Consider the following 13,257-nt stretch of genomic DNA (forward strand, 5'->3'; position numbering starts at 1 on the left):
GGCATTTTGCGCGGCGCAACCTGCGGAGGTGCGCGATGAACGTTGAACGCCAGGCGCGGTTGCCGCAGTCCTTGTTGCTGTTGCTCGGCAGTTGCTTGCCGGTCCTGGGGGCCGTGCTGCTGGCCCCCGTCCTGCCACGTATGCAGCAACACTTCGCCGACACCCCGGGCGTCGCGGTGCTGGTTCCCATCGCCCTGACGCTACCGGCGCTGATGATTGCCCTGTTCGCACCCTTCGCCGGAATCATCGCCGACCGACTCGGGCGCAAACCGTTGCTGATCGGTGCGATGTGCCTCTACACCATCTGTGGCGTGCTGCCGCTCTGGCTGGATTCGTTGCAGGCGATCGTAGTCAGCCGCGCCGGCATCGGCCTGGCCGAGGCAGCGATCATGACCTGCTGCACCACGATGATGGGCGACTACTACAGCGGTGCGCGGCGTGAACGGATGTTTGCCCTGCAAATGGTCGCGACGTCGTTGTCGGCGGCGATTTTCATTGCCGTCGGTGGCGTGCTCGGCGAGCACGGCTGGCGCACTCCGTTTGCCCTGTATGGACTGGGTCTGGTGTGCCTGCCGCTGATGGCCTGGTTGCTCTGGGAGCCGCGTGGGCATGCGGCCATTCAGAAAAAACCGATGAGCAGGGCATTTCCCTGGCGCACCTTGGCACCGTTGTATGGCTTGGCTTTCCTGGCGGGCTTGAGCCTGTTCATCGTGCCGGTACAAGTCGGTTATCTGCTCAACCTGTTGCACGTCGAAGGGTCCCAGCAGATCGGCTTGACCATGGGCGCCAATCAGTTCGGCGTATTGGTCGGCGCCCTGAGTTTTCGTCTGTTCAGTGGTGTGCCGGCGCACCGGCAGATGCTCCTGGCCTTCGTCGCGGCCGGGATGGGTGGCGGGCTGCTGGCGATAGCCGACAGTCACGCACTGGTGGTGATCGCCGTCCTGATCAACGGCCTGGGCATCGGCCTGATGATGCCGACCCTGCTCACCTGGATCATGAGCCAGGTCGACTTCCAGCAGCGCGGCCGCGCGGCCGGCGGCTTCACGGCGATGTTCTTCGCCGGTGAGTTTGCCAGCCCGCTGGTGGTGCTGGCGATTACCGGTGGGTTGAGCGGCACCTTGCCCGCCGCGTTGGGAATCGTTGCGGGCGTTCAGTTTGTGGTGGCCGTGGCCTGTATGCGGTTGCGCGGTAGCGGGTCGGCTTTTCCCGCTGCGGCAGCCGCAGAGCTTGATCGCTGATCTCACGTCTCAAGAAAACAAGAACAAGAGGAGAACAACATGAGTTATTTGCTCAACACCTGGTACATCGCCGGGTGGGCGGACGAGCTGGCGCCAGGGTCGATGCTTGGCAGGACCATCGTCGAACAACCCATGGTCTTCTTTCGCGACAGCCAGGGACGGATCCAAGCGCTCGCCGATCGTTGCCCGCACCGTTTTGCCCCACTGCACATGGGAAAGATTGTCGGTGACAGCGTTCAGTGCCCGTACCACGGCTTGCGTTTCGATGGCAGCGGCCAATGTACGCACAATCCCCATGGCGAAGGAAACATCCCCAAGGCCGCCTGTGTTAGCGGCTTCGCGGTGGTTGAGCGCCACGGGGCTATCTGGGTCTGGCCAGGCGATCGTCACCTGGCCAGCGGCACCTTGATTCCTGATTTCTCTTTCCTCGACCAGGCGCCAACCCACGCCAAGGGGCATGGGTATCTGCCTACGCGCGCGCACTACGAACTGCTGTCCGACAACATCATGGACCTGAGCCACGTTGATTTCCTGCACCCGGACACGCTCGGTGGCGGAGCCTTGTCACGCACGCGCGCCGACATCGAGGAATTGCCCAACGATCGCGTGCGCATCAGTTGGTGGGCGCCGGACAATGTGCCGCCGCCGGCGTTCGGCGCTCACCTTGAAGACCCGACCCGGGCAGACGTCTGGGCTGAAGTCATCTGGCACGCACCCGGTCTGATGTTGCTGGGCAGTGGCGCCACGCCTCCAGGGCGCCCCAGGGAAGAGGGACCCGTGACCTGGAACCTGCATCTGATGACGCCGCAGGACGCGGCCAACACCCATTATTTCTTCGCCAATACGCGCAGTTTCGAGCAGGACAATGCGCAGTTGAATGCCTTCGTCCAGGAGATGTTGATCGGCATTTTCGCCGGCGAAGACAAACCCATGGTCGAGGCCCAGCAGCGCCAGATTGGTGAGGTTGAACTGCTTGGCCTCAACCCTGTGTTGCTACCCGTCGATGCAGGGGCCGTGCGCTGTCGACGTGTCCTGCGTCGATTGATTGAAGCCGAACGCACGGCGGCGCAAGCCAGTCGGTCATCAGACTTTGAAAAAGAGGAATCGCGATGAGCTTTCTACGCAACACCTGGTACGCAGCCGCCTGGGGCACCGAGGTCAAGGCCGGGGAGCTGTTCCAACGAACCCTGCTCAGTGAACCCGTGGTGTTTTTCCGCGACACCCAAGGTAGTGCCCAGGCCATTGCCGATCGCTGCCCCCACCGTTTCGCGCCCCTGGGCATGGGAATCCTCAAAGGCGATGCGGTGCGTTGTCCGTACCACGGCCTGGAATTCGATGGCAGTGGCGCCTGTGTGCATAACCCCCACGGCGATGGTGCAATTCCCAAGGCGGCAAAGGTCAAGGCCTACCCGTTGGTCGAACGCTACAGCCTGCTGTGGATCTGGATGGGTGATCCAAACTTGGCCGATGCGACGCTGATTCCGGATTTCAGTTGCATGGATGAAGACCATTGGTATGTCGGCAAACGCTACTTGCACGCGAGAGCCAACTACGTGCTGGAAACCGACAACATCATGGACCTGAGTCATATCGAGTTCTTGCATCCGTCTACGTTGGGTGGCGATGGCGTCAAGGGTGCATTGACTAGCGTGCAAGAGGAGGGCAACACCGTTTGGTCCAACCGCCAGACGGTTGCGGAAATCATGCCGGAGTTTCTCTACACCGCCTGGAACATTCCTCAGGGCACACCAGTGGACCGTTGGATCGATGTGCGTTGGGATGCGCCTGCGAACATGTTGCTGTTTTCTGGTGCAGTGGCGACCGGTCTCCCCAGGGATAAGGGCGTTTCCACACCGATTCCGCACCTCTTCACCCCGGAGACCGAGACCACGACTCACTATTGGTTCTCAGTCTGTTTTCCCAAGGCAATGGGCGAATTCGCCGAGCGATTCGCTGACGAACAAGCGGCCGCGATCAACCGGCCTTTTACCGATGAAGACTTGCCAATGCTCGAGGCCCAGCAGCGCATGATGGGCGATGCGTCGTTCTGGGACTTGAAACCGGTCCTGCTGATCGGTGATGCAGGCGCCATCCGCGCGCGGCGTGTACTCGATCGGATGATTGCTGCCGAGCAGCCTGCGGGTGCCAAGTGATGATTGAAGTCGTCGTCACCCGCAAGCGTCGCGAAGCCGAAGGCATCTACAGTTTCGAACTGGCCCCGGTCGACGATTCCATGCTGCCTGCCTTCAGCGCCGGCTCGCATATCGATGTGTATCTGCCCAATGGCCTGGTGCGCCAGTACTCGCTGTGCAATCACCCCGAAGAACGCCACCGCTACCTGTTGGGCGTGTTGCTCGACCCGGCGTCTCGCGGCGGTTCGCAGGTCATGCACGAGCAGGTGCACGAAGGTAGTCGCCTGCGCATCAGCGAGCCACGCAACTTGTTCCCGCTTGAGCATGGCGCGGGGTACAGCGTGCTGTTCGCCGGCGGTATCGGCATCACGCCGATCCTCTGCATGGCCGAGCGCCTGGCGCGGATCGGCGCGCCTTTCGAGCTGCACTATTGCGGTCGCTCGGCCGGGCGCATGGCCTTTATCGAGTACATCCGCCGTTCGACATTTGCCGCTTGCGTCCAGGTTCATGTGGACGATGGAGAGGAGGTCCAGCGTCTCGACGTCGCTCAGGTTCTATCCGGGCCAGCCGCCGACCGTCACCTGTATGTCTGTGGCCCCAACGGTTTCATGGAGCACGTTCTCGGCACGGCGCGCGCGCAAGGCTGGGCCGAAGCGCAACTGCACCGTGAGTACTTTGCCGCCGCTGTCCTGGCGGGTGAGGCGGGCGGCTTCGAGGTGCAACTGGCTAGCACCGGGCAGAGCTTCCAAGTGCCGGCCACGCTCAGCGTCGCCCAGGTGTTGCTGGAGGCCGGCATCGACATCCCTTTGTCCTGCGAGCAGGGCATCTGTGGCACCTGCCTCACGCGTGTACTGGAAGGCGAGCCGGACCATCGCGACATGTTCCTGACCGATGCCGAGCGGGCCCGCAACGACCAGTTCACGCCTTGCTGCTCGCGCGCGAAGAGCGCGCGGCTGGTGCTCGATCTTTAAGGTTTTCTCATGAATTCATCGATACCCGCTGGCGCGTTTCGCCAACTGATTGAGGACTCGAACATGCAACAGCTTCCTGGTTTCAAACGCGTGGTCACCGGGCACGATGCCCAGGGCTTGGCGGTGGTCGCGCTCAGCGGACCAACGCCCAACAGCTTTCCGCTCAAGGCCGTGCCCGGCACGGTCTTCCATGAGATCTGGAACAGCGGCGCGAGCCCGGCCGTGCTGGATAACGGCGACGACCCCACCAACAAGCCGCTTCAACTGAGCCCCGCACCATTGGGCAGTGTCATCCGCGTGGTGGATATTCCCCCAGACAGTGTGCAGAACCAGGTCAGCACCGAGGATGCCGCGGCGGCCTTCGCCGAAATTGGCCAGGCCCACGCCGGCACGGGGCAGGCGGACTCCAAGCACAAGCTGATGCACCGCACCGAAACCCTCGATTACGGCGTGGTCACCGAGGGCGAGGTGTGGCTGGTGCTCGATGGCGAGGAAGTGCATCTCAAACGCGGTGACATCGTCGTGCAGCGCGGCACCAACCACGCCTGGAGCAATCGCACCGAGCAGATGGCGCGCATGCTGTTTGTGCTGCTCGATGGTCGCTTCGCCCCCGAGCTGCAAGGAGAACCGGCATGAAGCTCAGCACCCTGAAAGATCACAACCGTGACGGTCGCCTGCTGGTGGTGTCGCGCGACTTGGCCTGGGCGGTGGATGCCAGCGATATTGCCGCAACGCTGCAGGATGCCATTGAGCAATGGCCAAGCGTGGAAACCGATTTGCGCGCGCGGTATGACGCCTTGAATGAAGGCGCCCAGGCCGGTGCCTTTGCCTTCGATCCAGCGCAGGCCGCCGCACCCTTGCCGCGCGCCTGGCAGTGGTTGGATGCCTCGTCGTTCCTCAGTCACGGGGAGCGGATGCAGAAGGCTTTTGGGCTGGATCCGATCGAAGGTGTTGAACACACGCCGCTGATGTATCAGGGCTGTGGCGATGACTTTCTGGGGGCTCACGACGACATCGTGCTGCCCAGTGAAACCCATGGCATCGACTTCGAAGGTGAATTCGCCGTGGTGGTCGATGAGGTTCCCATGGGTTGCTCGGCACAAGACGCCATCGACCATATTCGGCTCATTGTGCAAGTCAACGACATCAGCTTGCGCGCACTTGCACCCCGAGAGATGAAGACGGGCTTCGGGTTTATCCAGGCCAAATCCTCGTCAAGTTTTGCCCCGGTGGCAATCACCCCCGACGAGTTGGGCGAAGGCTGGCGCGACGGGCGGGTGCACCTGCCGCTGAGGGTCGAGTGGAATGGCCAGTGGTTCGGTCATGCACACGGTGGTGCCATGCATTTCGGCTTTCATCAGTTGATCGCCCATGCAGCACTGACCCGGCGCCTCAGGGCTGGCTGCGTGATCGGTTCCGGCACGGTTTCCAATGCCGACCCCACGGTGGGCGCTGCCTGCATTGCCGAACGTCGTGCCGTTGAGATGATCGAGCACGGCGCGCCACGGACGTCCTTCATGCGCTTTGGCGACCGCGTGCGCATGGAGGTCTTCGATGTGCAAGGGCAGTCGGTGTTCGGGGCGATAGACCAGTGCATCGTGCCCGGAGGCCTCCCATGCGCGTGATGATTACCGGGGCCAATGGTTTTGTCGGCCGGGCGCTGGTGAAGCGATTGCTCCAAACCAATGAGTTGCGAGGCCGGTCGATCAGCGCGTTGATATTGCTGGATAAGGAATTGGTGGGGTTCGCTGAGGATAAGCGCCTGCGCCAGCATTGCGGCAGTGTCACCGACGCCGCGCTATTGCGCCGCGCCTTGGCCGATGGCATCGATGTGGTTTTTCACTTGGTCAGCATCCCGGGTGGAGCGGCCGAGCAGCACTATTCGCTGGGCTATCAGGTCAACCTGTTGGCAAGCCTGGAATTGCTTGACCAACTGCGCGAACAACCGGGACGGCCGGTGCTGGTGTACGCCAGCAGCGTGGCGGTGTACGGCGGCGACCTGTCGGCGCGCCTCGATGAGCGTGCGGTGCCGCACCCGCAGTTGAGTTACGGGGCGCACAAGGCGATGGTGGAAATGGCGATCAATGACCTTGCCCGACGAGGTGAGGTGGACGGTCGCGCCGTGCGCTTGCCCGGCATCGTCGCCCGTCCACGTGAACCCAATGGGCTGCGTTCGGCGTTCATGAGTGATCTGCTGCATGCCTTTGCCGAAGGCGAGCCGTATTGCTGCCCGGTGTCGCCGCAGTCACAGGCGTGGTGGATGTCGGTGCGGTGCTGCGTCGATAACCTGCTGCGAGCCGCCGAACTGCCGACCGCCGAGCTCGGCGAATCACGCGTCTGGCAACTGCCGTTGTTGCACCTGTCCATTGCCCAGGTCATCGATGCCCTGGCCGCTGCCTACGGCGAGGAACGCCGCGGACTGATCAGCTTCGCACCGGATGCCGGGCTGCAAGCGTTGTTCGGCAGTTTCCCGGCGATGAAAACCCCACTGGCCCGGGCCCTTGGCTTTCGCCATGACGGCTCGGCTGCCGCCTTGATACGTAACAGTTTGAAGCCTGCTGGCTCGGCGCGTCGTGCGCGGGGGCGGGTGGCGCTTGGAGTGACCGATCATGCAACCAACTAAACGCCGCCTGGTGGACCTGTCCGTGACCCTGGACAACAACCCCTACACCGATCCACCGCCGTTGTTGCCGAAAATCGACTACATGGACCATCAGCAAGGCTGGCCGGAAATGGCCGCGATGTTTCCCGGCCTGTCCAAGGCGCAATTGCCCGGCGACGAATCCTGGGCGGCTGAGCGCCTGCACATCACGACGCACAGCGGTACGCACATGGACGCCCCTTGGCACTACGCCTCGACTACCGACGGCGGCAAGCCGGCTTTCGGCATCGATGAGCTGCCGCTGGATTGGTGCTTGCAACCGGGCGTGAAGCTGGACTTTCGTCATTTACCGGATGGCCATGTGGTCAACGCCGCCCAAGTGCAAGCCGAGCTGGAGCGTATTGGCCATGTCCTACGGCCGCTGGACATTGTCCTGGTCAACACCCGTGCGGGCGCGCTGTTCGGCCAGCCAGGGTACCTGGACGCCGGGGTCGGCATCGGCCGTGAGGCCACGTTGTACTTGCTGGAACGCGGCGTGCGTGTGGTCGGCACCGATGCCTGGAGCTGGGACGCGCCGTTCAAGTACACCCGCGAACGCTTCGCCGCCACGGGCGACGCCTCGATCATCTGGGAAGGGCACAAGGCCGGACGCGACATCGGTTACGGCCAGATGGAAAAACTGGCCAATCTGGAATGCTTACCGGCCCATGGCTTCCAGGTGTCCTGCTTCCCCTACAAGATCAGGCACGCTTCGGCCGGTTTCGTCCGCGCCGTCGCGATTTTCGAGGAATGAGCGCGCCAGCGGCCGGTGGAAAAAAGCGTGGCAGCCTGTCCCAAGGGCTTGAGGCGCTGCTGTCGGAGCACATTATCGAGGGACGGCTGCGTGGCGGTGAACAGTTGCCCACCGAGTCGGCCCTAATGCTGGCGCATGGCGTCAGCAGGACCGTGGTGCGCGAGGCCATGTCGCGTCTACAGGCGGCTGGAATGGTTGAGACACGCCACGGCATCGGCACGTTTGTGCGCGGCAGCACCCTGTCGCTGGGGGCCTTCATCGATCCGGCTACCCTCGGCATCATCACTGACTCGCTGGCGATCATGGAGTTTCGGATCGGTCTTGAGGTGGAAGCCGCCGGGCTCGCCGCCCAGCGACGTAGCCCGGATCAGTTGGCGGGGTTGCGGGTGCTGCTCGATCAGCTCGGCCTGCCTGCAGTCAGCGTCAATGATCGGGCGGCGTTGGATTTTCAATTCCATTTGGGCATTGCCCAGGCGACCGGCAACCCCTACATCGCCAGCACACTGCTCAACCTGGGGGAGGTCATCATCCCCCGCAGCCGACTGGATTGCGCGCGGCTGTTTCACGATGAGCCGCAGCACTACGAACAGCGCATGCAAAGCGAGCACGAACAGATTTACCAGGCGATCTTCAATCGGGACGCTGAGTGTGCGTGTGCCGCGATGCGCCTGCACCTTCAGGACAGTCGCGAGTACTTGGACCAGGCCCGCCAAGAGTTGATGACATGACGGATAACCAGAGCTACTCGGTGCCGGACACGGCCACGCCGCCGCCCGCCACGGCGCTCACCATCATCGATCCTCGCTGGACCTTGTTCGTCCGTGTCGTGACGGCTGGCAGTCTCAGCAAAGCGGCCGTGCTGCTGGACATGCCGCAGTCCATGGTGAGTCGCAATATTGCCCTGCTCGAATCGCAATGTGGCGAACGCCTGTTCCATCGCACCGGGCGCGGGGTGGTGCTGACCGAATTTGGCGAGCAGTTGCTGCCCTGTATATCGGATCTTCTGGCGAACGCTGAAAGCCTTGCCGATGACATTCGCAACCTGCGTGGAAAACCGGTGGGGGAGGTGGTCGTGGGCATGTTGCCTTCCGCGGTGCGCCGGTTTGCGGGGACGCTCTTTTCTGCGGTGCGCGCGCAGATGCCCGGGGTGAGATTGCACCTGATCGAGGGCGCGAGCGCTCAACTCGAAGAGCAGTTGCACGATGGTCGTCTGGATATGGCGCTGGTGCTGCGCGAGAGCGAGGCGAGCATCGGCCAAGCCCATCTGCTGGCCAGGCTACCGCTGCACCTGGTAGGTCCCGCCGCCGATCCGCTGTTCGGAAGTCGAGATATTGCGCTGGAAAATCTATCGGGGCTGCCATTGGTCGTACCAGGGCGACCGCATCTGCTGAGGGCCAGGCTCGATCATTTGGCTGCGGAGCAAGGCGTGGAACTGTGCGTGGCTGTGGAAGCCGACTCGGTCCAGCTCCAGTACGAAGTCGTCGCGGCTGGCGGAGGCTATGCGATTGCCTCCGTGCTGCCCGGCTCGCTGGATCAACGATTGATTTCATCACGCATCATCGCGCCCGTGTTGGAGCGCTTTGTCGTGCTGGTCGAGTCGCCCCGTCGCCCTTTGACCCGTGCTTCCCGTGAAATACGGCGGCTAATTTGCAATCTGTCCATGCCATCGATTTAAGCGATAGCTGCTTTGCATCCCCAGCAGTATTCGGTGGGGGGCGCGCCTCGTAGGGTGTCAGTCAACCAACGACTGATCCCCGATTGCGAGGTTTGCGCCATGCATCACGCCCAACAACTCCAAGCCATTGCCCCGACGCTTTTTCTCAGTGACGCCGATGTGGCCTCGCTCGCCGACTGGAGCACCGCCGTCGCCGCGCTCGCCGAGGCGTATGCAAGTCCCGCATCGGACGCCATGGTACCGCCTCGCTCCATGGCCCGGGGCGACGGTATCTGGCTGCGCAGTTTGACCGCTGTACCTCCGGCTGGCGGCCATATGGGCTGCAAGTTGATCGCGGCTTCCATGCGGGCGCGCTGCGCCAGCTACCTGATCGCATTGTTCAACCAGCAAACCATGGCGCTCAGTGCCCTGATCGATGGCAATCGGGTAACGGGATTGCGCACCGCGGCAACCGCTGCGTTGGCGGTCGATTTGCTGGCGCCCAAGCGCGCGTTGCGGGTGGGGGTGATTGGCTCGGGGTTTGAGGCCCGTGGCGCATTGGACTGCCTCAAGTCCGTGCGCGATGTGGCGCAGGTCCGGGTATTCAGTCCAACGCCCGCTAGCCGCGAGCGTTTTGCCGAGAGCTTCAGGCCTGGGCTGGATATCCAAGCGGTGAACAGCGCGCAAGAGGCCGTGCAGGATTGTGATGTGGTGATTTGTGCCGCCCGCAGCCGTGACGAGTCGCCTGTGTTGCAAGGCGCGTGGCTTTGCCCTGGCGCTACGGTCGTGTCGTTGGGCTCCACCTTGCCTGAGCAAAGGGAAGTTGACCCGGTCACGATGGAGCGAGCCGTCTGCATCGTCGCCGATATGCCGCAAGAGGTGCTTCACGATACCGGCGACGCCATTGCGGCGATCAGTGCCGGCGTTTATGTCGCCGACAAATTGGTCGCGCTGTCGGACCTCGTCGCGGGTCGTGTCACCCCACGGCAAAACGAAAGCGACATCGTTCTCTACAAGTCTGTTGGCTCGGCGCTGCAGGACGTCGTCGTCGCCCAAGCGCTGTACGAGCGCGCCCGGCAACAAGGCCTCGGCATCGAGTTGCCCGCCAGCATTGTCCCTGTCTCGAAATAACCCCTCCACTGTTCGAAGGAAAATCATCATGGCCACATACAAGAAAGCAGATGCCCGTGCCTGGGCGCGGGAAAACCTGGTGGGCTGCTCGGCGGTCACCATCCCAAGTTTCAGTGCCGATCTGAAGCGACTCAACGAACGTGGCATTCGCCACGACATTGAACAGACGGTAGGCCTGGGCTACAGCGCCACGTTGCTGTGCAGCGAATTGGCGATCTCTCCCCAGGAGAACGCGCAGTTCACGGCGTGGGCCCGTGAGTCGGGGAAAAACCTGATCCTGTTCTTCCACGCGGCCTTTGGCACCCTTGCCGAGAACATCGAGGCGGTGAAGCTCGCCGAGAATGCCGGTGCCGACATCGTCCTGCTGTCCTATCCGCCGCAGTTCTGGCCGACCAACGAGCAGGAAATCTACGACTACACCAAGGCGTTCTGCGACGCGACGGACCTTGCGGTCATGCTCTTTCCGATCCCGCTATGGGGCTTCGAGCGCGTGCATCCAGCGGGGATGTCGTTGGAGTTGGTTCGTCGGCTGTTGGCCGATTGCCCGAATATCGCCGCCATCAAGTCCGAGCAAGGGTTCCCGCTGCCAGCGGGCATTTGTGAGATGTATCACCACTTCCGCGATCAGGTGGTGATCAGTTGCCCGATCGAAGGCGACGCAATCCCCCTGATGAGCCTGATGAAGTTGCAGTTTTCCGGCACCAGCAACACCGCCTGGATGAGCGACTACTACCCGAAAGCGTTCGAGCTGGCCCGCACGGGGCGCTTTGAAGAGGCGATGGAGTTGTATTGGAAGGTCAATCCGGCACGCAGCGCCAACGGCGCCGCCGCGCAGAGCTATGCCGGCGGCACCGGGGTGCTCAACCGCACGATGTGGAAATACCAGGACTGGCTCGCCGGCTTCAACGGCGGCCCACTGCGTGCCCCGGCGATGCGTGTGCCGGATCGCTTCATGAAGTCGCTGCGCCAAGGCTTGGTAGCGTCGGGGCTGCCAGTGACTTCGGACCCTGATAGCGCCTTCATGATCGGGCGTCATCCGTGCTGATCGGGAGGGTTGCACAGTGAAGCATTTACTTAAGGATCCTACGCTGTGGCGTAACGGTGCCTATATCGCCGGTGAGTGGCTGGCCGAGACGCCGCACGGTCACTACACGCTGCGTAATCCGGTGGATCAAACGGTGCTGGCCGAGTTGCCGCGCTGTCGCGAAGCTGAAGTCCGGCACGCAATCGACGCCGCGCACGAAGCCTTTGGCCCATGGCGGCGCCTGACGGCCAAACGCCGTGGCGAGGTATTGCGCCGCTGGTATGAGTTGATGGTCGAACATCGGGAGGACCTTGCCACGCTGATTACCCTGGAGGAGGGCAAGCCCCTGGAGGAGGCGCGGGGTGAGGTCGATTACGCGGCGTCTTTTGTGCGCTGGTTTGGCGAGGAAGCCACACGGGTGCGCGGTGATCTGATTCCGGGCGTAAAGGACACTCAACGCATTGTGGTCCTGCGCGAACCCATCGGCGTCTGCGCCGCGATCACGCCCTGGAATTTCCCCGCTGCGATGATTACACGCAAGGCCGCTCCGGCCCTCGCGGCCGGCTGCACCATGGTCGTGAAGCCGGCCAGCCAGACGCCCCTGACCGCGCTGGCACTCGCCGAACTCGCTCAGCGGGCGGGTGTGCCGGCAGGCGTTTTCAGTGTGATCACGGGTAATGACACTCGTGACATTGCCGGTGAACTCACGGCCAACCCGTTGGTGCGCAAACTCACGTTTACCGGGTCCACGGAAGTGGGCCGGCTGCTGCTGGCGCAAGCGGCACAGACGGTCAAGAAATGCTCCATGGAGCTGGGCGGCAACGCCCCGTTCATTGTCTTCGATGATGCTGATCTGGATGCTGCCGCTGACGGGGTGATGTTGGCCAAGTTTCGCAACGGTGGGCAGTCCTGTATTGGCGCGAATCGGGTGCTGGTGCAGTCAGCGGTTTATGACGCATTGGCCGGGCGTATCGTCGAGCGCATGGCGCGCTTGAAGGTCGGCAATGGCCTTGAGCCGGGTGTACAGGTCGGGCCGTTGATCGATGACGCAGCGGTACGAAAATCCCAGGCGTTGGTGGATGATGCTTTGGCGCAAGGGGCCCGGCTGCTGTCCGGCGGCAAACCCCATGCGTTGGGTGGATGTTTCTTCCAGCCCACGTTGCTGGCCGATGTGACCCATGGGATGCGGGTCGCTCGCGAAGAGATTTTCGGCCCGGTCATGCCACTGGTGCGTTTCGACACGGATGACCAAGCCATTGCCATGGCCAACGACAGCGAGTTTGGCCTGGCGGCGTATCTGTTCAGCCGTGACGCGGCGCGTATCTGGCGCAACGCCGCGCGCATCGAGTCGGGCATGGTGGGCATCAACTGTGGCTTGATTTCAAATGAAGTCGCGCCTTTCGGTGGCGTGAAGCAGAGCGGGCTTGGGCGAGAGGGTTCGCACCTTGGGATCGACGAGTTTCTTGAGGTGAAGTATCTCTGCTGGGATGGCTTGGAAAGCGTGTGAACAACCGTCGTTAAAGGCCGGTGGATGGCGGTTCGTGTGAGCCGTCGTTCATCGGCTTTTGTATTTGTTCTGCCGCAAAGGCAGGCACTCGGAGCAATGCCCCCGGCTTACCTGCGAGACCCATCGCCGCCAGCGATACCTCGGATTGTGCAAAGCGATTTCAGCGCTGATATCCGATTCGATAGTCTCGTGGCTGATCCGGCAT

Annotated in this window: 13 protein-coding genes; all 13 read left to right on the forward strand. The window is 62.6% G+C overall.

Features of this window, described 5'->3' with window-relative positions; translation table 11 throughout:
• The first annotated feature begins 35 nt into the window (after positions 1 to 35).
• Positions 36 to 1,238 (forward strand): MFS transporter, encoded by a 1,203-nt coding sequence (locus J3361_RS03930; protein ID WP_207962615.1) that lies wholly within the window; start codon positions 36 to 38, stop codon positions 1,236 to 1,238.
• A gap of 39 nt (positions 1,239 to 1,277) precedes the next feature.
• Entirely contained in the window at positions 1,278 to 2,351 is a 1,074-nt protein-coding gene (locus J3361_RS03935) for an aromatic ring-hydroxylating dioxygenase subunit alpha (RefSeq protein ID WP_207962616.1), read from the forward strand.
• Positions 2,348 to 3,391 (forward strand): aromatic ring-hydroxylating dioxygenase subunit alpha, encoded by a 1,044-nt coding sequence (locus J3361_RS03940; RefSeq protein ID WP_207962617.1) that lies wholly within the window; start codon positions 2,348 to 2,350, stop codon positions 3,389 to 3,391. The genes J3361_RS03935 and J3361_RS03940 overlap by 4 nt, the downstream gene beginning before the upstream one ends.
• Positions 3,391 to 4,341 (forward strand): PDR/VanB family oxidoreductase, encoded by a 951-nt coding sequence (locus J3361_RS03945; RefSeq protein WP_207962618.1) that lies wholly within the window; start codon positions 3,391 to 3,393, stop codon positions 4,339 to 4,341. Before J3361_RS03940 ends, J3361_RS03945 begins: the two co-directional genes overlap by 1 nt.
• Before the next feature lie 63 nt (positions 4,342 to 4,404).
• On the forward strand, positions 4,405 to 4,977 hold the full coding sequence (locus J3361_RS03950) for a cupin domain-containing protein (protein ID WP_207962620.1): 573 nt from the start codon (positions 4,405 to 4,407) through the stop codon (positions 4,975 to 4,977).
• A complete protein-coding gene (locus tag J3361_RS03955) occupies positions 4,974 to 5,966 on the forward strand; it encodes a fumarylacetoacetate hydrolase family protein (protein ID WP_207962622.1) in 993 nt (330 codons plus the stop codon). The genes J3361_RS03950 and J3361_RS03955 overlap by 4 nt, the downstream gene beginning before the upstream one ends.
• Positions 5,957 to 6,964, forward strand: a complete 1,008-nt coding sequence (locus J3361_RS03960; protein ID WP_207962624.1) for an NAD-dependent epimerase/dehydratase family protein — start codon at positions 5,957 to 5,959, stop codon at positions 6,962 to 6,964. The genes J3361_RS03955 and J3361_RS03960 overlap by 10 nt, the downstream gene beginning before the upstream one ends.
• Positions 6,951 to 7,736 carry a cyclase family protein gene (locus J3361_RS03965; protein WP_207962625.1) on the forward strand — a complete coding sequence of 262 codons (786 nt, stop codon included), beginning with the start codon at positions 6,951 to 6,953 and terminating at the stop codon, positions 7,734 to 7,736. The genes J3361_RS03960 and J3361_RS03965 overlap by 14 nt, the downstream gene beginning before the upstream one ends.
• On the forward strand, positions 7,733 to 8,464 hold the full coding sequence (locus J3361_RS03970; protein ID WP_207962626.1) for a FadR/GntR family transcriptional regulator: 732 nt from the start codon (positions 7,733 to 7,735) through the stop codon (positions 8,462 to 8,464). The genes J3361_RS03965 and J3361_RS03970 overlap by 4 nt, the downstream gene beginning before the upstream one ends.
• Positions 8,461 to 9,411, forward strand: a complete 951-nt coding sequence (locus J3361_RS03975) for a LysR family transcriptional regulator (RefSeq protein WP_207962627.1) — start codon at positions 8,461 to 8,463, stop codon at positions 9,409 to 9,411. Before J3361_RS03970 ends, J3361_RS03975 begins: the two co-directional genes overlap by 4 nt.
• 99 nt (positions 9,412 to 9,510) lie before the next feature.
• Entirely contained in the window at positions 9,511 to 10,521 is a 1,011-nt protein-coding gene (locus tag J3361_RS03980) for an NAD(P)-binding domain-containing protein (RefSeq protein ID WP_207962628.1), read from the forward strand.
• Positions 10,522 to 10,549: 28 nt separating this feature from the next.
• Positions 10,550 to 11,566 (forward strand): dihydrodipicolinate synthase family protein, encoded by a 1,017-nt coding sequence (locus J3361_RS03985; RefSeq protein ID WP_207962629.1) that lies wholly within the window; start codon positions 10,550 to 10,552, stop codon positions 11,564 to 11,566.
• 16 nt (positions 11,567 to 11,582) lie between these two features.
• A complete protein-coding gene (locus J3361_RS03990) occupies positions 11,583 to 13,052 on the forward strand; it encodes an NAD-dependent succinate-semialdehyde dehydrogenase (RefSeq protein ID WP_207962630.1) in 1,470 nt (489 codons plus the stop codon).
• Positions 13,053 to 13,257 lie beyond the last annotated feature (205 nt).

The sequence above is a fragment of the Pseudomonas sp. OA65 genome (genome assembly GCF_017498305.1).
Taxonomy (GTDB): Bacteria; Pseudomonadota; Gammaproteobacteria; order Pseudomonadales; family Pseudomonadaceae; genus Aquipseudomonas; species Aquipseudomonas zanjanensis.